Consider the following 22089-nt stretch of genomic DNA (forward strand, 5'->3'; position numbering starts at 1 on the left):
CGCGGGACCGGTGCCATACGAGCACACCACCTTGGGCGTCGTGCACTGCCTGGGCCCTTCCGAAGAACTCATTTGCGAAGTGGTCGTACCGGATTTGGCGGAGACGAGCGCGGTCTCCGCGGGTGCAACCGTTTCGCTGCAAGACGATGCAAGCAACTGAAGTACAATAATAAGTGAGACACGGACAAAGTTTTTCATGTTCATCGGCATATGTCGCCTCGGGCGAGCATTCAAGAGTTTCTAGTATTACTGGGTTGCACCACAGCAAGGAAAGACCCCTGCTGCTCGGACTCATACGCCTGCATTTAAGTGTGCCTATCGGCGCGGGAGCGCCGTGGAACGAGGTATCGAAGTTCACCCCGGCACCCCTCCTACCTGCGCCGCCGTCAGCGGCTCGCCGCCCATCATTTCCGCAGCATTCTGCTCTCGCTTCAGGTCCAGCTCCGCGTCGATCTGGTAGCGCTTCAGCGCGCCCTTCTGCTGGATTTCGGCAAGCTTCAGTTCGCGGTCTATCTCCAGTTTCCGCCGCTCGTTTTCCGCCAAAAGCCGCGCCTTTTCGGCCTCCGCCTGCGACCGCATCTGAAGCTTCTGCATCTCCGGGTTCGGCTGCTCGGCCGCGGCCTGCATGCGCCGGTGGATCTCCTCCGGCGTCGGCTTGGTGAAGTAGAGCTCGGGTGATTTCAGCCCCGCCGCCTCCACCGATTTGGCAATGCCGTTATAGAGGTTGTCTGGCGAGACATAGGGGTTGTCCGGCCCCAGCGTCGCCAGGAGCTTCTCCTGCAATTGCTGGATCATCTGGATCATCATCATGTCGCGCTCGCGCGTGCCGGCGCCAAGGCCGGTGTTCACCGTCGCGTCCATCTCCGCGTTCCAGTGGCGCGGATCGAAGCTCACCCATTGCCCGCGCAGCCGCACGGCGCGCGGCCGGTCCTGGTGCTTGATCACGAGGCGCAAGAGGCCCTTGAACACGCGCCTCAAGCCATGCGCAAAGGTGCGCACCATCAGCTCCGTCTGGCCGATCCCCGCCTGCTCGATCAGCGCCGTTGCCCGCGCCGTCATGTTCATAAGCGCGTCCGGTGCAAGCCCGCTCGAGGCGTCGGAAATTCCCGTGCGGTCCGTCGCCTCCTGGTCGAGATAGGAGAGCATCGCAAAGGATTCCTTGGCGACGAAGGGCACCATCGTATAGCCCACCGCCGCCCGCGCATCGATCCCCTGGCTCACCCGGATCGGCTGGCCGAATTTTGGGTTGAGCACGGCTTCCGGATTGGCGATCGCCCCTTCCTGCACGATCGGCTGCTGGTTGTTCTGCCAGTAGAGATTGTCCAGCGTCTGGCGCATCAGCACGGTTTTCACCCGCTGGATTTCCGCCAGGTCGTCGGTCACCGAGCCGCCCTCGCGCTGGTGCGGCCGCCGCTCGATGATGAGGTCGGCAAAGGGCACCTCGTCCCATTCCTCGTTCGAAAGCAGGTTCTCCTCGCTTGTGCCACCGGCAAAGACCAGCCGGCGCAGCTCCGCGATCCCGTCGTCGTCGGCGTCGATCGTCACATAGAGCTCGTAATAGTCCACCTCCTCCAGCGCCTTCGGCATCTCGTCCCGCGCCGCGAAGGCGTCGCGCCGGCGGGCGAAGTCCTCGTCGTCGCGGCCGCGGTCCCCGGTCGAGGCCGGCAGCCGCTCGATCACGTCGCGGTCGTAGCCCATGGCGATCAGGTCGGAGCGGCGCATGCGCATCGCAATGCCGGTGATCGGGCTGTCCTCGATCGAGATTGCATCCGGATGGATGAGAAATTCTTCGAGCGGCACCGCCGCCAGCCGCGGCGTGCCGCGCTCGGCGCGGCGGCGGATCTTCACGCTGTAGCTCGGCTGCTCCACCGGAGCGGCATGAGGAAAAGTGTGAAGCGGTATTCCGCCCGCCCGCTCGAAAGCATGTGACTCCGGCGTCCCGATCCTTTCGATCGTCTGCGATTGTTCCAGCACCTCGACATCGTCGTCGCCGACGAGCTGCACCAGCGCCGCCTCGTCGAGGCCCGTATGGGTCGAAACGGAAACCGTCTGCTTCTTCTCGTACCACCAGCGGATCACGCCGTTGCGGAGCTTCAGCGCGTCATGCGCCGCATCCTGCACGGCGTCGTAGCCGTTGCTCTCCGGAAACACGACATAATTGATGTAGTCGGTCGCCTGCTCCGCCGCCGCCTCGTCCCCCTCGCCGACGGGCTGGTATTCCACCACCTTGTCGTTGCCGAGAATGGTGCGGATCAGCGAAGGCAGCACCTTCTTGATCGCCGCGCGCACGTCGCGCGAAACCACCTTCGAGCGGTTGGCGTCCGCCGGCACATCCCGCATCGTGCCGTCATAATATTCCATCGCCTTGATGCGGTCGGTCGCGAGCTCGTCGCGATAGCCTTCGCAGTCCTTCACCAGCTGGCTGACAAGGGCGCACAGGCGTTCATCGGTCATTGCGGCCATCAGAGAACCTTTCGGGCAGTGAAATTCCAGTTTGCGTTGCCGTTATTCGCCCGCGCATAGCGCTTCATCATCAGCGCGTAGCGCGAGGCAGAGATCAGGTCGTCCCGTTCCTTGACGATCCGGCCGTCCTTGCGGTGATAGAGGCGGAATTCCTCGAACCATTCCGTACAGGTGGAAAACACCTTCCAGCGTCCGGTCTGCATCCGGGTCAGCATGTCGGAGAGCCCCGCCTCCACGCCGTTGGTGCCGTCGTCGAAGGTCGCGCGCTCGGGCAGAAGCATCAGCCCCTGCGCGCGGTATTGCGCCGCAAGCTGGTTGCCGCTGCCCTTGTCGTGCTGCAGGCCGTCATGCGGCCAGGCGAAGGCAAGCCAGCCGCCCCAGGGCCGCAAGGCGGCCGCATGGATGATCGGCGTCGCCTCCCGCTCGCGATAGATCCTGGTCACGTAGAAGACGTCCGCGTCCCGGTCCCAGGCGCAACCCGCGGCGGCAAAGGGGTGGTCCCAGCCAAAGTCCAGGCCGCCGATCTGTACCCAGTGTTTCGGGATGTCGAACGGCTCCACGCGGATGCTCTCCTCCGTCACCGGGAAGATCCGGCCCGAGCCGAGCGACGGAACGCCTTTCGTTCGCGCCTCCCGCTCATGCGCCGGATAGCTGGCGATGATCCGCTGCCGCTCCTGCGGCGTATAATGCTCCGCATCCTCGATCGTCATGGTGATGATCTCGCGATCCGGCGATTTTTCCATGAGGTAGCGCGCCACCACGGCGCTCAAGCCTTTAAGCGGCGTGAAGGTCACGGCGATCGAGCCGCCCGTCGCATTGGTTCGGGTGATGCCCTCGAAATAGACGTCCTCCGGCGGTTCCTCGTCGAACCAGACGTAATCCACCGTGTTCGCCTGCCACTTGCCGCGCCCCTGCTCGTAGGCCTTGAAGAGCAGCGTCGAGGTGCCGCCCGTTTCGTGCCGCACGGTCACGCTGTCGAGCGCGCCGGAGGCGCCGGAGCGCCGCGTCGTCGCGACGATCGTCGCCTTGGGAATGAAGCCGGTTCCCCACTCCTCCTCGCTGAGCGGCGGTCCGACCAGAAGCCGCTGCACGCCGTCGCGAGTCAGCTCGTGGGATTCCGAGCCCGCCAGCATCACAATCGGCTTGTCGAAGCGCCTGCCCTTCCACCAGTCCGGATAGCGCCCGGTCAGGTGCATGGCCGCTTCGGCGGCACCGGCAAGCGTCTTGCCGAGCTGGTTGCCGGCCATGAACAGCCGCTCGCGGTAGTCCGCGCCGGCCGCATGGAAGTCGTGCTGCTTGTTGTAGGGCCTGTAGGCGGCAAGCAGGTTGGTCCGCCGCCGCCGGTCGAGCTCCGCCATCAGCGCGGCCTGCTCCTTGAGCATGGCGGAAAGCTCCGGCGCGATCGCGCCGCCATCCGCCTCCCTTTGCTTTGCCATCCGCCGTCCTCGTCTTCATTGGCAAGTCCCGGTCAGCCAGTCCCGGTCAGCGAGTCCGGATCAGCCAGCCCCGCCGGCGCCCGACAGGAACATCGCGCTCGCAGGGCCGTTAATTCAGGTGGGAGGTGGCGCCATGCCGAAGCTGATAGGGTTCATGATCACGCACATCGCCGTCGGCTTCCTGATCGGAAGCCTCGCCGCCATCGCGCTCGTCCTTTTGCATCCCGCCGACGGGGAAGGCCTTCAGCCGCTCGCGCTCTGGCTCAGGATCTTCGCGCTCGGAGCCCCCTTCGCCCTCGGCAGCCTCGCGACGGCATTGATGCTGGATGCGGAATCCTGACGCGCGTCGCTGCCCGTCGCCCTCAGCGCCTGACCGACAAAACTGCAAGCGCCTTGCCTTGCACCTTCGGCGGGGAAGACCGATTGTGATTGCTCAGCAAGGAGCCGCATCATGATCGAAGGTCATTGCCATTGCAGGGCGGTCCACATCACCGTCCCCGTCCGGCCGGAAACGCTCGGCGACTGCAATTGCTCGCTCTGCAGCCGGCTGGGCGCGCTCTGGGGCTATTATCCCGCCGAGGAGGTCACCGTCAGCGATCCGCAGAACAGGCTCGTCGGCTATGTCCAGGGTGACAGGACGCTCACCATGCATCATTGCAGCACTTGCGGCTGCACGACCCATTGGTCGCCGATCGGGCGCTCGTCCTCGCGCATGGGCGTGAACATGCGCATGTTCGATCGTTCCGTCTGGGAGGACATCCCCCACCGGCTGATCGATGGCGCCGGCTGGTGAGCGATCGCACTCGAAAACGCCGTCTTTTCGTGTACCGGCGGTAACAGCCGGCGCAGCCGAAAGGGTCTTCTATCAGCACGTTCTCAAAGACTTGGGAGCATGGTAGATTTTCCGCGAAACGGTGGGAGGAAAAAACATGCCGCGTATTGCAAATCTCTATTTCAGGACAGCCATTGTCTTTCTCGTGCTCGGTATCTCGATCGGGCTGCATATGTCGATTTCGGGAAACCACGCCGTCACCGGGGCCCACGCACACGCCAACCTGCTCGGCTGGGTGACGATGGCGATCTTCGGCGGCTATCACGCGCTCAATCCGCAGAAGGCGGCACGCCGCCTGGCAGCGATCCAATATGCCGTCTATACCTTCGGCGTCGCCGTTCTCGTTCCGTCGCTTTATCTCATGCTGTCGGGAAACGCGGCCATGGAGCCGGTCGTCGCCATAGCCTCGCTCATCGCCTTTGCCGGCGTCCTCCTGTTCGCCGTCATCATCTTCTCACGCGAAGAGCCCGCCACGGCGGCGGTTTCGCCGGCGCATTGATTGGCCCCGCGTTCTCGGCACAACGCTGAGAGCGCGGCGACCAACCCCGTCTGCTGCACGTAAAAGCAGGGTTCGATAAGATGGGTAAACTTTGGCAGCGGATCACGTACTACCGTCATCGCAGCGAGCTGTGGGCAATCGGTCTGGCGAAGCAGGTGCCCTGTTTGGCTGCGCTTCCGATCGCAATGGTACTGTGCTTCTGGTGGGTCATTGCTCCACTACCTGTTCTTCTCCCGTTTATCCTGCTGCTACAGGCCCTCGGCCCCCTTGGCGGAACAGTCTTAGGACTCGTGGCTCTTATGGTGCTGTTGCTCGCCGCGCCATGGTTCTTTGGTTGGTACGGAATTGCCGTCGGTCTGACGTTTGGCCGATTCACGGCCGCGGGAGCCAAGGAGAAAGCCTTGGTGGAATCAATTCATGCCTATCGGTCGAGGGCCATTTGACCCTTAGCTATCCGCCTTCCTGCCCCGGTTTATGGAACACCTCGGGCCGGCCCCTTTGCGGAGCGGCCAGACCGCCCCCGCCGTACCGTACCGCGAGCGCCGATTTTCTTTGCATCGAGCAATGGCCGCACCGCCATGTCCAGCAAGCGGATCCGCTCGATCAACTGTTCATCCGAAAGATCCTCCATCCCGCCTGCGGCGGCACCGAGGTCCTTCGGCAGGATGGAGGCGACAAGCTTCAGATAACTCTCCGGCTTCTCCTCTCGAATACGCGCGACCACGGCCGCGCCATGCGCCTCGAAATCCGCCTGAACCGCATCCGCGAAGGCGCCGCCGAGCCGGCCACGCCCCCTCGCCCGCTTCGCGGCGATCCCGGCCGCCCCCGGCGCCTCCTCCGGCGGGCCCGCCGCACAGTCCAGGCTTTCCACGTCCGGCATCGGAATGCTCCTTTGTTTCACAGAGAGTTCCCCCGTGCGGACGGCCGGCGATGCCGCTTGCTCGCGAGCCGCGCCTTCGCAAGGGCGCCTGCTTCAGCGAAGGCGCATCGCCGGCCGCATACGGCACCGCAGCATCTGACGTGAGACGCGCCGGACCGCCGTAGGCTCTGATTTCGAGAATGTCGGAAAAAGCTGCTGTCAAACCCTACAGCGCCGCGCGTCTCCAGAGGCGCAGTTTGCTGTAGCACTTTGATTTACAGTAAATCGCCCAGCCATCGCGACGATGTTTCCCCTGGGGAGGATGATTGTCTGGGCCTGAGTGAGGATACAATTCCTATCCTTGATTTATGGAATAACCGAGCCGCGCCTTTGGTGCAAGCGTCACGTGAGATGGGAGCAAGCGATTTTCCGTTTAGCCACAGAATTGTGCGCGCGACCCAAGCCTGCAACCTGGGCAACTGCTATACAACTGTACATTATAAATTGCTTGCGCAATGACGCGGCACTTGCTTCAATCACATTGCCGATGTGAAAGCGCGGCATAAGTTCGACGGAACAATACCTCGCGCGAGATATGCGAAGGGAAGACGCCATCGGACGAATTGATGATGTTCGACTGCCGTTCGCCCGCGAGCGGCGGTGTTATAATTGAACTCCTGGCGGCCAGCAGAAAAGCTGGCGGCCTATTTGAACAGATTGTCAAAGGCGCTGCAGGCTGCAGCAAATTTTTAGAACTAAACCATAAAGCCCGCTCCGGCAGCGTGCCGGGAACCAGAAACTGCCCTCACGCATTGCCTTCGCGGGAAAAGGAGTTTCGCCATGACCAGCCCCTGGATCTTTATCGCCTTCGGGTTCCTTGCCGGCGCCACCTTGTTTCTGACGGCCGCCTGGCAGCGAATGCCGCCCGCAGAGCAGGTGACCGTTAAGCTCGAGAAGACCGGCCGCCTGCAGGGCCCGGCCATTCATGCGTCGTTCCTCATGGAGCGTTTCGGACCCGACCGTTCGGTCGAATAACCACCCCGCAAGGGCACCATCTCGACCGCTCTTGCCTTTTGTCGGCAGTTGCGCAAGTTAATCGCGCCGAATCGTCGTCCGGCGCGATTTATCCAAGGAGCCCGCTTTGAGTGCCGACAACAAGCCCGACGCCACCATCAAGGTTGAAAAGCGATTGAACGGGCGCTGGGCCTTCGTGCTCACCTATCGCGGCGTCACCTACCCCGCCCAGGGGCAATTCGGCAGCCAGGTCGAGGCGCAGGCCGCCGCACATGCCGCCAGGAAGCTCCTACAGAAAAACGGCTGATCCGCCGCCTATTGCATGGATCCGACCTCGACCCCGCCGGGATCAGTCATAGGGCGAGTTGCAGGGACGGCGCGGGCCCTCGAAGGGTTGGAATGTGTTGTCGTAGGCCCGGTAGGAAATGTAGCGCTCGCGGCACCAGCGCAAATGCGCCTTGGCCAGGTCCTCGATCCTGCGCCGCGGCCCGGGCAAGGGACCGCCGACCGTGGCGCCCGGACCGATGCTGATATCGGGGGCCATGCCGCGATAGCGTGAGCCATAATTCGGATAACGCTGCTGCAGGAAATCACGGTACTGCCGCTCGATGAACAGCTCGTGACGGTTGTCGATGATGCCGGGATCCCTGACGTTGTCCCGCGCCCGCGACGGGCCGATCCCCGTCCCTGCGATTGCCAATGCCAGCGCGATGATTGCCGGTGTCCTCACGAGACCCGCCTTCCTTCTACAGCGCCGCGCGTCCAATCAGACGCGCAAAGGTCGCTGTAGCACTTTGAATCGCTGCATGTCTTGGTCCTTTAATCGAGGTCGATTAAAGGAGACATGCAGTAGAGCGAAACCTATCACAACCACCGGGACCGCCGAAAGCCGACCCGCCACGTGGTGTCCGCCAACAGGCCGGCCGAATCCCGCCTTCCGCCCGAGAATCGTACCCGGTTTTTCGGAAAACTCGATGCGCAGGTCCAAAGAGATACAGCGACCTCTGCGCGTCTGAAAAGACCCGCGGCGCTATAATCCCCCTCGCCCCAAGCGCGCGGGCGGCTTGGGGCAACGACATGCACAAAAACGAGCGCGCCGCTCAAGTCCGTTTGATCGCGGCGCGCCATGCCATGTCGACCGATTTACAACGCGACCGAAGCCAGCAATCGTATGCCGGCTCGGCCGCATTCCTCTGAGCCCGCTCACAGATAGGGCGAGATGCACGCCCTCCTCGGCCCCTGATAGGGCTGGAAGGTGTTGTCGTAGGCGCGATAGGAGCGATAGCGCCCGTAGCACCAGCGCGTATGCGCGCTGCCGCCCCCGTAATAGCGCGGCTGACCGTACTGGCGCGGCTGCGCCAGCAACCCGCCTAGGAGAGCGCCGGCCGCCAGGCCGCCGATGATCGCGCCGACATTGCTGTCCCGATCGCGATGGCGGCGATGGTACCGGTCGCGATAGCTGTAGCGATGGCGGCGATCGCGATAACGATCGTACCGATAGCCATCCCGATGACCGCGCCAGCAATGCGGACCACGGCAACGATCGTTCCTGTTGTTCTCGCCGCGTTCATAAGGGAACTGCACGCGCTGAACGTCCGCGGGCTCCGTTTTGACCGTCGGCAAAATCGGAAATGCCCCCGCTGGCGGAACCCCGCTCAAGGCGGTTGCCAGCGACAGGGCAAGAATTGCTAACCTCTTCATTGGCTTCACCATTTTCCTTTGCACAGAGTCCCTTCGGATAGGAAAATGTCCGAACGACGAAATTGTGCCACATTCAGGAGCCGATCACGATATGTTGAAGGCAATTGATCGCAAGTCGATTGCTCCCCGTGCTTTCGGAAGACGCGCCCTACCTCCAAAGGGCCGGCGCGTCTCCACGGCGCCGCGCTTTATCAGACGCGCAAAATGTCGCTGAAGCACGTGTAATTTCCCTGAAATCGAGGCCGTTCCACCGGGAAATGAGCTAGGATAAGATTCCTATTCTTGATTAAAGGAATAATCCTTTTCCCCATGTTCGCGCAAGCCCTTGTCGAAGAGAAGGGCGCTCAAACCCCGCTTTAGCCACAGCAATTGTGGCTCCGGCATCATCCGCAGCCCTTCATAGTCCATGACGCATACATTGAAGACCGTCGTCTTCACCTGCCGCCCCTCGTCGCATTTGAGCAGCACGCCCTCGAGCCGCATCATCATATCGGCCGCCTTCCGGGCCTGGCGGTGCCGCGCCTCGCTCGTCTCGCCGGCATGTCCCTGTACCCGACCGATGACCTGCGCGCGCAGGCTCGGAAAGGGAATGCCGGTCAGGTGATAGTAGCGCGTCATGGCCGCGGTATAGTCGTCGCCGGCCACCCGCTGCGCCTCCGTGATCCGCCCGTCGAGGAAGAGCCGGCCGAGCGTATAGCCGGCAAAGGCGCTGCCGGTCTCGAGCCCGTGCATGCGCTTGCGCGCCGCCAGCGCCACGGCCATCGCCTCCTTTTCGCTTTCCCGCTTCGACCATCCCGGCTTGATCTTGCCGCAGGCGAAGCGTTCGGCCTCGGCCTTGCGCGGGCGGCCGAGTTGCGCCTTGCGCTTCGCACGCAGTTTCTGGGCCTTGCTCATCATGGGACTATCCTTTCGAATTCGCGAGAAAACAGGTGGGGGACTTCCGGGCAGCACGGGCGTGGTTCGAGTTCTCGACTTCCGCCGGTAAACCGCTGAACCAGGGGAATTAATCAGAAATGTCTGCAGGGGCCTCAGAGGTGGATTTCACCACGGCAAGCACCGTCGTATGATCGCGCCGGAAGATACGGCCGATGCGCGGCAGCGAGAGGTCCGGACGCTTTTCATAGACCGCCCGCATGCAGGCATGCCGGGGCTTCACCAGCCGGCGCTCGCGGCGCACGCTGATGACGTCCTCCCAGCTCACCCCCGGAAAATCCGCGAGCACGTCGGCTACGATCGTGTCGATGGCTGGCCTGTCGTCGGTCGGCTCCGCATCCGTCTCCGCCACTCGCCGCCCCGTCAGCAGCGCTTTTGCCTGCGCCAGCAGGCGCGCCTCCGCATCGGCGAGATCGGTCTCCAGCGTCGCGATCCGCCGCGCCTTTGCTGCGTTCTCGGCGGTGAGCTCCTTGACTTCGGCGTGAAGCTCCGCCATCGCGGCCGATCGACCGCCGCGGGACCCGGCGCGGACCAGCCGTTCGCGCACCGCCCTATAGTGTTGCTGCTGCCTTGCCACTTCCGAATTCGTCATGCCTTCTCTCCCTGGATGAGAAGCGGCCGCTCACTCGCGCGAGCAGCCGCAGGCCGGAGCCCCGCCGGCGCGGCTAAAATTTAGCCGGGGCGAAGCCTTCGGCGACCCTGCTCCTTAATGACATCCCGAGTGTTGAAATGTCAACATGATTTATGTTATATGTGTTGCTATGTTCCATGTTATGAGCGAAAAAGCTGACAGATTGCGCCAGGCGCGCATGAGAGCGGGCTACCGTTTTGCCTCCGATGCGGCGAACGCCCTGGGCGTCGTCGCCTCCACCTATCGCGCCCATGAGAACGGCCAGAACGATTTCGACCTCGCCGAGGCGGAGTTCTATGGGCGCAAGTTCAACGTCGACCCCTACTGGCTCATGCGGGGGGCTGGCCGCGATCAGGCGAATGGCGGCGCGACACCCCCTCCTGATAGCGTGGAGGTCGAAGAACCGAACGCAGAGTTCCGCGCCAATGTGATCGGCCAAGGCAAGAAAATCCCCGTCTTCGGCCAGGCGGTCGGCGGGGTTGATGGTGAATTCCTGATGAATGGCAGTATATTGTTCGATGTCATGGCACCCCCGATTCTCTCGGAGATTTCAGGCGCCTACGCCGTCTGCGTCTCCGGCGATTCCATGTCTCCGCGCTATGAGGACGGCGAAATCTGCTTCGTCGACCCGGAGCGCCGCGTGAGAAGGGGCGATTACGTCATCGCGCAAATACGCCTTGAGGAAGACGGCGCCCTGCTCGCCTATGTGAAGAAGTTCGTGCGCCACAACAGTTCCGAACTCGTGCTCCAGCAGTTCAATCCCGCCAAGGAGCTGCGCTTCGACGCCCGCACCGTCCACTCGGTCCACTATATCGCCCTTGCCGGCAACGCCTGAGCGGCGTAGATCCACCATCGCGTCGACCTTTGCGCGCCTGAAAAGACGCCCGGCAGTGTGATTGCAACACGCATCGTGTTGACATGCTATGTGACATCGTGACATGTTATCGACCTCAGATGGCAACACGAAAGATGTGGTCGAACGCAAATGTCCATCCCGCGCATCAAGGCCGATCTCCACGGTCACATAGACGAGCTTTTCAGCGCCGATCTGCCGCAGTCGAGCGACCTGGAAAATCAGGCGGCGCTCGAAATCTTTCTCGTCTCCACCTATTCGAGCCTGGCATCCCTCGCCTGGCATATGGGCGCCGACGGCAGCGTGCTTCAGCGCGAGGCTGTGCCCGCCGCGGAACTCGTGGAGGAGGCCTTTTTTGAACGCAGGCGGGAGCGCGAGTTTTCGCCGGGCGGCACGGATCGGACGCAACGCCTCCTCGGGACGCACAATCACCGCCAGCAGTTCGGAGGCTCGTTTCGATGAATGCCAAGACCTATGCCGTCGCCAACCTCGCCGCTCTCAACCTGATCGAGGCGGTCAGCGCCGCCTATTACGTCACCGACGAGGAGACTGCCGCCCGTCATGAAGCCCGCGCCCGCGAGATGCTGAAAAAGATCGCCGCCGCCATGGGATACGAAGTCGCCGTCGATCGCGCGTCGCAGCAATGCCCCGCGCCCTCCCCCGCGGCCGGCGCCCGCCTCCGGCTCGTCTCCGAGCGTGCCGGGGAGTGACAGGGCTGCTAACATGGCGGCACAATAAAGTGAGCGTTCCCTTACACTCAAGGCTCGGACGATGGACGGCGAAGTGGCAGACCGGTCCTACGAGTTGCTGAAACCCGCGGATCTCGAAAGGATCGCGTCGGTCGCGATGCGGGCTTTCGCCGGCATCTTCGAACGCGCACCGGTCGCCGGCCTCTACAGGGACCGCATGCTCCTGCTGGCGCTCGCCCAGGGAAGCGCGCTCCACTATTTCAACGGAGCGAATGGCATAAAGGATTTCGACGTCTGGGCCTTCTTCGCAGCCGGACCGCCAAAGTCGTTTCCCCACCGAAAGCGATGGTGCACGGATTTCGGCCCCTCACGCTTCGGCCGGCATCCGGCCGACCGGAACTATTCCGGCCGCCGCGTCGATCTCATGGGGCGCTCGATCGCGGTTGCCGAGGGCGAGTTGCCGCAGGACGCCGTGCGGCGCTGGCTGGCCTCGCCCGCCAAGTCGGCAATCGCCCTTCGACAGAAGCCGATCTACTGCCTGTTTCCATCGAACGCCTTCGGCGAGCGGATCAACTGACATGCTACCGCGCGCACCCTGAACCTCAGTCGTCGTCGGCCGGGCACGGCCACTGGGGCGGCGCCGAGAGGCCGGCAGGAAGCTTCGTTGCCGCGTCGCCGCAGGTGAGATCGATCTGGTCCTGCGTCAGGCCCGAAGCCTGAGAGAGATCGACGCCCTCTATTCTCGTCTGGAACATGAATGCGCGGCTGAAGTCGATCGGGCCCTCGAACTGCGAGCCGCTGAGGACGGCGCGCGACAGATTGGCCGTCGCAAAGCGCGTCCCCGTCAGCACGGCCTTTTCGAAATTGGCGCGTCCGAGTTCGGCCTTCTCGAAATCGGCACCCGTCAGTCTCGCGCCGGCGAAATCGGCGCGCTGCAACTCGGAGCTGGCAAAGGAAGCATATTCGGCGGACATGCCGGTGAAATTGGTGCGGTAAGCCTCCACTCTCGAAAAATTCGCCTTGTCCGCCCTCGCGCCGGCGAGCGATGCGCGCATCAACGTCGCCTTCTCGAGATTGGCCGATGTGAGATTGGAACCGCTGAGATCGGTGGACGTGAAGTCCGTGTTGAAGAGGTTGCTGCCTGTCAGATTGCTCCTGCCCAACATGATTTGCCGCTTGTTGCAGTCGCTCCAATCGGTTCGCGGCTTGGGCAAACTCTTGCAGTCCGCCGCCGCTGCGCCCGAGGCACAGGTCAACGCGGCAATCGCGACAAGAAGCGCGGCCATTCCCGCCCGCTGCGCGGGGAAGCACCGGTGCACCGCTCCGCCTCGAACGCCTTCGACCAGTCTTGCCGCCCACGGAATCATGTCGTCCCGCCTCCTGCGCCGAAGTCCATTTTATTGCTTACGGCCCCGCGATGAAAGCCATCGTTTCCGCGAAACCGGAGCGACGCACCGCAAGTGAGCGAACATCTGCAACCGGTCGGTGGCGCAACAGCAACTATGCCTCGACAGCCTGGATCGCGGAGACCTGCCAGTCGGCACCGCGCCTGCGCAGGAAGGTCCAGAGCTCCACCGCTTCCGTCAACTGGTCGGGGTCGCCGCTGATGACGCGGCCCGTGGCGCGCTCACGCATCACGTCGATGCTCTCGTAGCGCATTGCAACCGTCGCATGGTCGGTGCCATTCTCATGCCAGGCCTCGGCCACATCGCCCTGGACGAGATGCACGTCGCGCACCTCGTTCTTGAGGCCTTTCGTGGCGTTTTCGCTGAGCTCCTCGGCAAGATAGGACATGGCTTCCGGCGTCGTCAGTCGGCGAAGCGCCGCATAATCCTCGGCAGCATAGGCCGCCTGGAGCTGCTTGAGCATCGCCTCGAATTGTTCGAGGTCGTCCTGCCCGATGCCGATCTCGTCATTGTCCCACGCGCTCTTGGCCGGCGTAGAAGGACGGTTCGACGAAGCGGCAGCCGCGCCTACAGACCCACCGATCCCCTCGCCGATCCCCGGAATGCGGAAGGACGGCGCAGCGCTCGCAGCCGGGTGATTGCGCACGACGGCGGAAGGCGCCGAATAGGCCGGCTGGTTACCGCGGCCGAAGAAGCGCTTCGCAAGCGCAATGGCTGCGACGATCAAACCGATCTGCAGCAGCAGGCCGAGAAAACCAATGCCGCCGCCGAGCCCGTGGCCAAGCAGCATGCCGATCAGGCCGCCCATCATCAGGCCGCCGAGCATCGATCCGCCGAACCCGCCGAAGAGGCCCGGCCGCGACGCCGTCGTCGTCTGGCTCTGGCCAGCGGGCCGCGTCGCAGCCGAAGGCGCGGGCTGCGGCGTCATCGTCCGCTCGATCGGTGCCGCATTGGTCGGCGCCGTCCGGGTCGTGGGCGGCATGGAGAAGGTCCGGCTGCCGCGCGAGCCGAACCCGCCGCCCGCCCTGCGCGCCTCGGCCACATCGGCCACCGTCACCATCACCGCAAGGCCGACGGCGGCCATCGCCAGAACTCGTCCAACACGCTGCATCGTTTCCAATCCCTTCTCACGCCCGCCGAAGCCGGCCACTGCTGCCGATATAGAGATAAAACCGGGATAGTTTAAGAGCACACTCGGCAATTCTGCCGCCGGCCGTGCCGCATCCACCGATTATCGTCAAGGCGCTTCGACGCCGAAGGAAACAGGCGCGATGAAGCCCAGTTCGAGCAGCTGCGCCGATCCTGAAAAGCGGATCGAATGCTCGTTGGCGAAATCGAATTCGCCGGATTTCTGCAGGTCGTCCAGCATCGTGCGATAGGCGGCAGCCCCGTCGAAATACTGCCCATCGGCAACCGCCTCTTCGATCTTCTCCTTGTAGTCGGCGAAGAACTTGAAATGCAGCAGCACCCCGGAAATCGGCAGGAAGTTTCTTTGGAATGGCAGCGGCTGATGGATGCTTACGCCCAGGCTGCACTCCTTGTCCCAGAAGATGACCGGATATTTCATCAGCTCCAGCTCATAGGAGAACTTGCGTTTGCGCGGCCCGCCGGTGATGCTGATCGCCCTCTTCGTATGGGTCAGCGCATAACCGGCGCCGTCAAAATGGTCGGCAATTTCCCAGGGCATTCGATCGTCATCGTCGAGCGTTGCCGATCCGAGCGAACCGACCGGGTACATATCGAGCATCGGAGCCGCCAGGCGCTTCTCGCCCCGGCTTTCGAGCGCTTGAAGGAGCCGGCAGAGCGGTTGCTGCTCGCAATCCTGGTAGAACAGGAATTCGTCGGAATCGACGTTGAGATACCACCTGTCTGCCCCGTAGCGCTCGAACAGCGTCTCGCGCCACTCGCGCCCCCGGCGGGCATCCCGGTAGCGCAGCGGCGACCCCCAGATGTCGACATCCGCCTGCGATAGCAGGAATTCGCGCGTGCCATCCGACGACACGTCATCGACACAGATGAATCGCGTGACGCCGAGCTGCCGATAATGCGCCAGAAATGACGGCATCAGCTTCAGGTCGTTATGCGTGTTGAAGACCAGTGGAATGTCGTCCGGGCGCAACGGCCGCTGCCCGCCTCTGTTGAGACAGGACATCTCAATCTCGCGCCTGCGCCGGCGAACGCGTGCCGTCAGCCGATAGGTGTCGTAGCGAGTGATCAAACGATCGAGAAACGCCCCTCGGCGCGGCCCGTTCCGATTGTCAGAAACGCGAAAAGGGTAGTGAAGATCGTTCAAGCATCCGCTCCGGTCGAGGCTCTGATAGCAGCGTTTATCCGCATGAAGTCGAGAATTCAACTCTGCGGACATCAGGCTGCCGGGATTGCCGGAGCTCAAGGCAGAGTGGCACGGGCGAGCCGGAAATTTTCCCGGGATTTTTTGAAATGGGTGCTGGACAAGCCGAAAGAAGGCCATTATACGCCCCTCCATACCGCGGCGACGCGGTCCTGGACGGGTGATTAGCTCAGTTGGTAGAGCAGCTGACTCTTAATCAGCGGGTCCACGGTTCGAGCCCGTGATCACCCACCATTCTTTTCAAAAGCTTAGCGAAGTTTCCTGAACGAACTCGTTAACACGCGATATGCGCCGGGCTGACTATTGCTGGCGACGGCGCTTAAAACCGGCGCCCGGTGGTGACGTTCTCCCGCAAGCCATTATCGGTACGTGGTGGGAACCAGTGCCTGTCTGTACTTCGGCGCGTCCAGCGCTGCCTGATCGACGACCAGTATGCTCCCCACGAGTGAGATGAGGACGAGTATCAGCGCCACGAATGCGATGCCTGCTTTATCCATTCCCCATCATGGTCAAGTGAATGCGAGCAAAGCGAGGCGCCTGCGGCGAAGACCTTCACCGATGCCGGTGATGGTTAATTTTGCCTAAACGAAGGCAAGCACGTCAGCCCCAATCCGCGGCACGTCAGACCATCATCTCCCCTCCCGCGATCTTCACCGCATGCCCGCCGATACGGGCGGTGGAAACCCGGCCGCCGGCGATGTCTAGGTGCAGGTGGATGAAGGAGGGTCGGTTCATCTCCACGCCCTGCTCGATCAGGATCGGATGATGCCCATCCACCAGTTCGTCGAAGACGTTGATCGCACCGGCAAGGGCTGCCGCGGCCGACCCGGTTGCCGGGTCCTCCACGATGCCCATCTCCGGCGCGAACATGCGGGCATGGAAGCGCGCCATGTGGTTGATGCCGCCGCGGCAATAGAGATAGGCCCCGGCGAGCCGGCCCTCGGCGAGCGGCGCAAGCTGCTCCCATCGTTGCGGGTCGAATTCCACGGCCGCCACCGCCGCGATGTCGTGCAGCGGCACCATGACGAAGGGAACACCCGCGCTCCAGAATGAGATGGCGTGATTTTCAAAACCGACCTGCGTCGCCTTGAGGCTGAGCGCATCGGCGATCGCCTGTTTCTCGAAACGGGCGTCGAGCCGGATCGGCTTGCGCGGCAGGTCGAATTCGGCAAAGGTCGCCTGGCCCGGTTTCAGCCGCACCGCCGTGCGCACCGGCCCGACCTTCTCTTCGAGCACCTGCATGAGATCGAGCCCCTTTTCGGGCCCGGCGTAGAAGTCCTCCGCGATCGCGACCGCCGCGCCCACCGTCGGGTGCCCGGCAAAGGGCAGTTCGTGCGAGGGCGTAAAGATCCTGAGGCGCGCCGAATGGGCGGTGTTTGCCGGCCGATGAACGAATACGGTCTCCGAAAGGTTGAACTCCTGCGCGATCGCCTGCATGGCCGCATCGCTCAAGTCATCGGCCTCGAACACCACGGCAAGCGGGTTGCCTTCCAGACGCCTGCTGGTGAAGACGTCGTAGATCGCGTAGCGCCGTGCCATCGATATCCCCCTTGCGTTTGACGGCCCGTGCCTCCTTCAGGACGCACAAAGCACGCTGTAACTCGTTGAACCCATGTACCGCGCTTGCCGAAAATCGAGTCCGGTTTCGGGCCGATGCGCTGGCATCCGCGCCACGAACCTAGCAACGCCCTTGTCCGGGCGGCAAGGCTAAAAGCGCCGGCGGGCCGATGATCTCACAGGAGCCGCGTGGCGACATCAGGGCGTAGGCATCGCTGGCGCTGTAGAGACCGCAAGATCTGCTTCGGCCGACCGGTGCGACCCGCGATGAGGCCGTGTCAGACCTCCAGGGTCATGACCACCGGGCAATGATCGGAGGCCTTCGGCCGGTCCCAGCCGGTGCGCGGGTAGCGCTCCACCTCCTGGCCGGCAGGAAAGATCGTACGGAAAGGCTGGCCGGCGCGGATGATTTCCGGGACGTGGGCAGCGTTGCGGCGGGCGAGCGCCGGCGAAAGCAAGATATAGTCGAGTTGGCAGAGATGCCGCTCCTCAGGTCCGCGGCTGTGGAAAAGGGTCCACCGGTCGAGCACCGGACGCTTGAGCATCGGATTTTCGACGAACCCGTCCGCTGTAAACACATCCAGCGAGCTTATCGCCTCTTCGCGCGGCACGAATTCGTAGCCATTGCGCCGGTCGCCGAGGATCTCCACCTTCTCCTGATAGTCGTTCATGTCGCCGCAGATGGCGAACATCTTGTCGGCCGCGCGGTCGCGGCCGAAACGACTCTCGACGATAAGGCGCACCGCCCTTGCTTCCGCGATGCGCTGCGCCATCGTCGCCTGTCGCCCGTCGAGCCCTTCGCGCGCCGGCCCCATCGACTTGAAGTGCACGATGTAAAGCGTCAGCGGCCGCCCGCCGATGCTCAGTTCCACTTCGAGGCAGTCCCGCCTGAATATCCGGTCGTCCGGCCGGTTGGTTTGCGCGAGCTCCCCGTTGAAAAGGTCGAGATCCTTGTATGTCAGCGCCGCGTGGCTTTTCACATCCAGGCACTCGATCTTCTGCCCGTCGCGCGTTTCGTCCCGCATCAGCACCGCCACGTCGATGCCGCGGGAGTCGTTGCCCTCGATCAGGTATTTCTGGCGATAGCCATTGCCGACCATGCGGAAGAGATAGCCGTATTCGAAGGCGTGCAGCGCCGCCATGCTGTCGGCCTCCTGCAGGCAGAGGATGTCGGCGTCGCAGTCGGCGATCGCCAATGCCGACATCTGCCGGGTGTCGTCCGTATGCGCGATGGTGCGCGCCTCCTCGAGCCGCTGATATTCCGCCTCGCTGCGCACATCGAAGAGCCTGAGCACCCGGTCCTGCTTCAGCTGGTTGCGAAAGCCGGAAAAATCGAAGCGGCCCATCAGGTTTTCGATATTGAAGGTGGCAAGGCGAAGTGACATCGGGCGATTCCGCAGTGAGTTGCGCGGGAGATTAATGCATCTCGCCCGGAAGTGTGTAGCGGTTTCGGGAAAACGTTCTGCCTGATGACCGGACCTGAAGCGCGTTGCAGCAATTCACAGTGCGACAGCGACCTTTGCGCGTCTGATGAGACGCGCGGCTGCAGGGGTGTTCAGGTGGGGGGTGGCGCCTTGGCGCCAACCCCGGTTCTAAGCTCACCTTACCGCCTGACCGCGACCACTTTGCCGCGGCTGAAATACGAGAACTGTACCCGGCCCGATTGGTTGCCGCCGATGAGCTGCGCCCGCGTTTTCGACAGTTTTGCAAGGATGCCGACGTGATAGCCCCGCCCTGCCCTGACGACAACGACGTCGCCCGGGCGGGCGTAGGTGAGCCGCACGGGTGCGCCGAAGCGCAGCCACGACCGGGCAATAGCGTATCCTTCCGGCGGTTTGCGGCCGGTCATTCGCGCGATCAGCCCCAGGAAATGGCCGCACCAGGGGGTGCGCGCGGGATTGACGCCGAGCACCGCCCGCAGTTTCTTGTTGTGCTTGACCTCGTGCAGACCCGCATATTTCTGGGCCTGGTTGAGCATGCCGGCATATGTGACATCGGGGGACGCAAGCGCAACAAATATCGCAGTCAGAAACACCATGACCTTCATGATCTGGTCTCCTAAGATGCGCACACCGGCCAACATGTCGGCATGCGCCCGCTTCGTCTCCGTCCATTGCGACGCAACGCCCCTCCAGAGCGCGGCATTTACTGACACGCATCAAGCCGCCCGCCGTCAGGGACTTAAATCCTGAAGGCGGATAAGATGCTCTGAAATCAAAGGGCTAGAGCGTCCTTGATCCTAGGCGCACGCTGCGATCGTCAGCGTCACGCATTCGTAGAAAACGCACGAAAGACTCTCTAGCACTTTGAGCCGCACATGGTTTCCGCCGAAAACCGATGCCGGTGTTCGGTTCCAAGGTGCAGCCGGCCAGCAATGGCCGTGCCCCAACTTGTTGGCGTTCGCTACGCGCGACCTGGAAATCCCCTGCCAGCCGTTGATGGCGGCGGGACTTTGCCGGTCGGGTGGAGCGAAATTATGGCAAGACCGCACCTCATGCGTCGAAAGCCGCATTTCCTGATCGAAATGCCTATTCGGCCCGGCGATAAACGGACTTTTGACGGTAGACGGCGGTCGATGACGCAGCTCTGGCTACGCGCCGCTCTTTCGGCGGCGGAGGCTTCCCGCCCGTGCTCAGGCCTTCCAATCAGACGTGAAAGGGCTCCGCAGCGCCGCGCGTCTTTTCGGACGCGCAAAGGTCGCTTTTTGAAACTGCGCTCCGAGCTTTCCGAGAAACGGGTAGGTAGGATTTTCGAAAAAGTCGGTGGGCTAGCGCACCAGCCGGATCGTGCCCGGATAGTTGAGTTGCTTGTCGGCGAGTTCCGCGCTGCAATCCATCTTGAAGGTGGCATTGCCGATGAGCGTGATCTCCTGCGCGATCAGCCGGATGCACTCGCCGCCGGTCGATCCGTTGCCGGAATATTGCAGCTCGGCGACATCCGGCAGGTAAACGATGCCGGTGAGGGATGAATTGCTGTTGCCGTTGATCACTGCCTGCTCGGTATTCCCGTGTTCGGCGACGATCGAGAAGCCTGCCCAGTCACCGGTAAGCGATGGCGAAATATCGAAGGTGGCGCCGCCGCGGATCAGCAGTTCGGCGCCGTTCATCAGGAAGAAGGTGACGCCCTTGCCGGTAAGCACCGACTGGGCGGCAAGTTCGAGGCGCCCGCCGTCGACGATGTAATAGCCGGGCTCGAGATTGACGGTTCCCTTGACGTCGAGGGTGCCATAGGTGCCGGGCTTCAGCGTCACCACATAGCCGTCGGTCTTCTTCGGCGTTTTGCCGGTGCCGTTGCAGTCGCCGTTGCCGCCGCCGCCGCTGACATAATCCTGGCCGCAGCCCGAAAGATCGACCCAGGCGGAGGTCTTCGGCATCGCCTTGCCCGCAAAGGGGTCGGGAACGCGCGGCGATCCGTCCACCGCCTGCTCGCAGGCGAGCGTTATGTCCTCAGGCGAGCCGTAGATGGCACCCGCCGCATAGAGACATTCGGCCTTCAGCGTGCTGCTTCCCCCGACATAGATCGACTCAGTGTGGTTCGAATTCGACACCACGGCACATCCGGTCAGGTCCACGATCGCACTGCCGCTGACATTGAACCCCCGCTGCGCCGTATGGTGAAGAGCCAGGATACAGGCTTCCGCGCCGGCGGCCCTCGCCGCGACCGACTGCCGCCGGATCTGGAGCGGCATGCGTTCGAGGAACAGCGGCGTGTACTCCGTGACATATTCCGCCGTCGCGGTGTCTTCGTTGACGTCGCGCGTGAAGCTCACCGTCAGCGCCTCCTGCACGGAAGCATCCGTCGGCGCAGCCAGTGCCTCGGCGACAACGTCCTGCGGCAGCGAATAGTTGCTCCAGAAGAATTTCGCGCCTTCCTTTGAGGCCGCGTCCTCGGTCGCCCCCTCGCCAAAGGCCCTCACGGATCCGAGTGCCGCAGAATCTAGCGCATTCTGGATCTTTTCCGCTTCGAGATAGGCGCCGACAAAATCAAGCGCCAGCGCCGCCGCGCCTAGGATCGGCACGAATGCGATGGCGCCCAGCACCGCAAAATTCCCCTCCCTATTGTCTGCCAGTCTCCTGACTTGTGCACGGATCCGCTCGGCCGTCATAGCCTTCCCCCTCCGAAACAGGAATGCCGGCCATTTAAGCGCTGGCTAATTTACAATTCGTTAGGAAAATTGCCCGCCTTTTATGTATTCTTAATATATCCCCTCGCCGCCGATGGGGCGCCGCGGGTCTATCGCTGCCAGGCGGCCTCATTCTTCTTCTCGTAATCGCTGAACGCCTTCACGAGGCCGCCGAGAACCTCGGCCGATGTCTCGAACATCGCCTTGAATTGCGGATCGTCGACCTTCGTGATGTCCTCGCGCAGATGCGCGATCAGTGCGTTGAGTTCCCGCTTCATCTTCTGTGTGTGATAGGCCGGATGGGTCTCCGAAAGAGCCATTGGATTCTCCTTTCCTATACGAGGTGGGGCTACAGTGAATAACGCCGGCTGCAAGGAGCTGTTCCTGTACGGACTGGCCCGGTGCGACAGCGGACCGCCGCGCAAGAATCGATCCTGCTTGGTAACAAAACGCCCTCAAATGTTACTGGACCGGTCCTGTCGATCCTGCAAAATAGTCAGGCAATAGCGCCGAAATGGATTTCAGTAGAAATTTAGATCAGAGCTCGCTCGAGTGGTGAGCTCTGGTTGTAGAGGGGACCCGGTCGAGTTTGCGGCGGCTCCCGGGCGTGGATACTGAATCGACGGCCAAGTGCGTTTGCGAACGAGCGTAAAGCTCTGACCAAAAGAATTGCGCCCACACGTTGGAAGTATTGACCGCAGCCTTCGGCCCGCCCTTCGGTGGCGGGCCTTTCTTTGCCCGTC

The 22089-nt window shown here is 62.8% G+C and carries 25 protein-coding genes and 1 tRNA gene; 11 read left to right on the top strand and 15 right to left on the bottom strand.

The genetic code is table 11. The annotated features are described in order from the left end of the window. Window positions 1–354: 354 nt before the first annotated feature. A complete protein-coding gene (locus tag SJ05684_RS09750) occupies window positions 355–2463 on the bottom strand; it encodes a portal protein (protein ID WP_034850805.1) in 2109 nt (702 codons plus the stop codon). Next, window positions 2463–3899: a terminase large subunit domain-containing protein gene (locus tag SJ05684_RS09755; protein WP_034850807.1), complete on the bottom strand. Its 1437-nt coding sequence runs from the start codon at window positions 3897–3899 to the stop codon at window positions 2463–2465. Before SJ05684_RS09755 ends, SJ05684_RS09750 begins: the two co-directional genes overlap by 1 nt. A 133-nt stretch (window positions 3900–4032) precedes the next feature. Here SJ05684_RS09755 and SJ05684_RS09760 point away from each other — a divergent pair, with 133 nt between their 5' ends. From SJ05684_RS09760 to SJ05684_RS09775, 4 genes are all read left to right on the top strand, one after another. Then, the gene (locus tag SJ05684_RS09760; RefSeq protein WP_034850809.1) at window positions 4033–4239 is read left to right on the top strand and encodes a hypothetical protein; all 207 of its coding nucleotides are present in this window, start codon (window positions 4033–4035) and stop codon (window positions 4237–4239) included. 111 nt (window positions 4240–4350) lie between these two features. Beyond that, window positions 4351–4692 (top strand): GFA family protein, encoded by a 342-nt coding sequence (locus SJ05684_RS09765; protein ID WP_034850811.1) that lies wholly within the window; start codon window positions 4351–4353, stop codon window positions 4690–4692. Window positions 4693–4828: 136 nt separating this feature from the next. Further along, complete coding sequence (locus tag SJ05684_RS09770) at window positions 4829–5230, top strand: hypothetical protein (RefSeq protein WP_034850813.1); 402 nt, start codon at window positions 4829–4831, stop codon at window positions 5228–5230. An 80-nt stretch (window positions 5231–5310) separates the two neighbouring features. Next, window positions 5311–5673, top strand: a complete 363-nt coding sequence (locus SJ05684_RS09775) for a hypothetical protein (protein WP_034850815.1) — start codon at window positions 5311–5313, stop codon at window positions 5671–5673. Between the two features lie 29 nt (window positions 5674–5702). On the opposite strand, the gene SJ05684_RS09780 is transcribed toward SJ05684_RS09775, so the two are convergent. Beyond that, a complete protein-coding gene (locus tag SJ05684_RS09780) occupies window positions 5703–6110 on the bottom strand; it encodes a hypothetical protein (RefSeq protein WP_050979896.1) in 408 nt (135 codons plus the stop codon). An 819-nt stretch (window positions 6111–6929) separates the two neighbouring features. On the opposite strand from SJ05684_RS09780, the gene SJ05684_RS09785 reads away from it, so the two are divergent. Together SJ05684_RS09785 and SJ05684_RS09790 are read left to right on the top strand one after the other, a co-directional pair. After that, window positions 6930–7124: a hypothetical protein gene (locus tag SJ05684_RS09785; protein ID WP_034850817.1), complete on the top strand. Its 195-nt coding sequence runs from the start codon at window positions 6930–6932 to the stop codon at window positions 7122–7124. A gap of 106 nt (window positions 7125–7230) precedes the next feature. After that, a complete protein-coding gene (locus SJ05684_RS09790) occupies window positions 7231–7410 on the top strand; it encodes a hypothetical protein (protein ID WP_034850825.1) in 180 nt (59 codons plus the stop codon). 42 nt (window positions 7411–7452) lie between these two features. Here SJ05684_RS09790 and SJ05684_RS09795 read toward each other — a convergent pair whose 3' ends face one another. The 4 genes from SJ05684_RS09795 to SJ05684_RS09810 form a co-directional block, all read right to left on the bottom strand. After that, window positions 7453–7782: a BA14K family protein gene (locus SJ05684_RS09795; RefSeq protein WP_083846048.1), complete on the bottom strand. Its 330-nt coding sequence runs from the start codon at window positions 7780–7782 to the stop codon at window positions 7453–7455. A 524-nt stretch (window positions 7783–8306) separates the two neighbouring features. After that, window positions 8307–8804, bottom strand: coding sequence for a BA14K family protein (locus tag SJ05684_RS09800; protein WP_034850829.1), 498 nt, complete (start codon window positions 8802–8804; stop codon window positions 8307–8309). Window positions 8805–9080: 276 nt separating this feature from the next. Continuing rightward, a complete protein-coding gene (locus SJ05684_RS09805; RefSeq protein ID WP_034850831.1) occupies window positions 9081–9701 on the bottom strand; it encodes a hypothetical protein in 621 nt (206 codons plus the stop codon). Window positions 9702–9807: 106 nt separating this feature from the next. Then, window positions 9808–10329, bottom strand: coding sequence for a helix-turn-helix domain-containing protein (locus SJ05684_RS09810; RefSeq protein ID WP_034850833.1), 522 nt, complete (start codon window positions 10327–10329; stop codon window positions 9808–9810). 181 nt (window positions 10330–10510) lie between these two features. On the opposite strand from SJ05684_RS09810, the gene SJ05684_RS09815 reads away from it, so the two are divergent. The 4 genes from SJ05684_RS09815 (at window position 10511) to SJ05684_RS09830 (ending at window position 12487) form a co-directional block, all read left to right on the top strand. Next, on the top strand, window positions 10511–11203 hold the full coding sequence (locus SJ05684_RS09815; RefSeq protein WP_034850953.1) for a LexA family transcriptional regulator: 693 nt from the start codon (window positions 10511–10513) through the stop codon (window positions 11201–11203). A 150-nt stretch (window positions 11204–11353) separates the two neighbouring features. Continuing rightward, a complete protein-coding gene (locus SJ05684_RS09820) occupies window positions 11354–11683 on the top strand; it encodes a hypothetical protein (protein WP_034850835.1) in 330 nt (109 codons plus the stop codon). After that, complete coding sequence (locus tag SJ05684_RS09825) at window positions 11680–11931, top strand: hypothetical protein (protein WP_034850837.1); 252 nt, start codon at window positions 11680–11682, stop codon at window positions 11929–11931. The genes SJ05684_RS09820 and SJ05684_RS09825 overlap by 4 nt, the downstream gene beginning before the upstream one ends. 61 nt (window positions 11932–11992) lie before the next feature. Further along, the gene (locus tag SJ05684_RS09830) at window positions 11993–12487 is read left to right on the top strand and encodes a hypothetical protein (RefSeq protein ID WP_034850839.1); all 495 of its coding nucleotides are present in this window, start codon (window positions 11993–11995) and stop codon (window positions 12485–12487) included. A 25-nt stretch (window positions 12488–12512) separates the two neighbouring features. On the opposite strand, the gene SJ05684_RS09835 is transcribed toward SJ05684_RS09830, so the two are convergent. The 3 genes from SJ05684_RS09835 to SJ05684_RS09845 all read right to left on the bottom strand — a co-directional run bounded on the left by SJ05684_RS09835 (window position 12513) and on the right by SJ05684_RS09845 (window position 15534). Then, window positions 12513–13196, bottom strand: a complete 684-nt coding sequence (locus SJ05684_RS09835; RefSeq protein WP_034850841.1) for a pentapeptide repeat-containing protein — start codon at window positions 13194–13196, stop codon at window positions 12513–12515. 214 nt (window positions 13197–13410) lie between these two features. Further along, window positions 13411–14427: a Tim44 domain-containing protein gene (locus SJ05684_RS09840; protein ID WP_034850955.1), complete on the bottom strand. Its 1017-nt coding sequence runs from the start codon at window positions 14425–14427 to the stop codon at window positions 13411–13413. A gap of 126 nt (window positions 14428–14553) precedes the next feature. Beyond that, window positions 14554–15534 (bottom strand): glycosyltransferase family 2 protein, encoded by a 981-nt coding sequence (locus SJ05684_RS09845; protein WP_034850957.1) that lies wholly within the window; start codon window positions 15532–15534, stop codon window positions 14554–14556. Between the two features lie 290 nt (window positions 15535–15824). On the opposite strand from SJ05684_RS09845, the gene SJ05684_RS09850 reads away from it, so the two are divergent. Further along, window positions 15825–15900, top strand: a tRNA-Lys gene (locus tag SJ05684_RS09850). A 387-nt stretch (window positions 15901–16287) separates the two neighbouring features. On the opposite strand, the gene SJ05684_RS09860 is transcribed toward SJ05684_RS09850, so the two are convergent. The 5 genes from SJ05684_RS09860 to SJ05684_RS09880 form a co-directional block, all read right to left on the bottom strand. Further along, window positions 16288–17205, bottom strand: coding sequence for a PhzF family phenazine biosynthesis protein (locus tag SJ05684_RS09860; RefSeq protein ID WP_034850843.1), 918 nt, complete (start codon window positions 17203–17205; stop codon window positions 16288–16290). A gap of 296 nt (window positions 17206–17501) precedes the next feature. Further along, entirely contained in the window at window positions 17502–18608 is a 1107-nt protein-coding gene (locus SJ05684_RS09865; RefSeq protein ID WP_034850845.1) for an endonuclease/exonuclease/phosphatase family protein, read from the bottom strand. Between the two features lie 218 nt (window positions 18609–18826). Continuing rightward, a complete protein-coding gene (locus tag SJ05684_RS09870; protein WP_034850959.1) occupies window positions 18827–19270 on the bottom strand; it encodes a TIGR02594 family protein in 444 nt (147 codons plus the stop codon). Between the two features lie 720 nt (window positions 19271–19990). Next, complete coding sequence (locus tag SJ05684_RS09875) at window positions 19991–21328, bottom strand: TadE/TadG family type IV pilus assembly protein (RefSeq protein WP_034850847.1); 1338 nt, start codon at window positions 21326–21328, stop codon at window positions 19991–19993. Window positions 21329–21456: 128 nt separating this feature from the next. Beyond that, on the bottom strand, window positions 21457–21666 hold the full coding sequence (locus SJ05684_RS09880) for a hypothetical protein (RefSeq protein ID WP_034850849.1): 210 nt from the start codon (window positions 21664–21666) through the stop codon (window positions 21457–21459). Between the last annotated feature and the right edge of the window lie 423 nt (window positions 21667–22089).

The organism is Sinorhizobium sojae CCBAU 05684, from assembly GCF_002288525.1.
GTDB classification, from domain to species: domain Bacteria; phylum Pseudomonadota; class Alphaproteobacteria; order Rhizobiales; family Rhizobiaceae; genus Sinorhizobium; species Sinorhizobium sojae.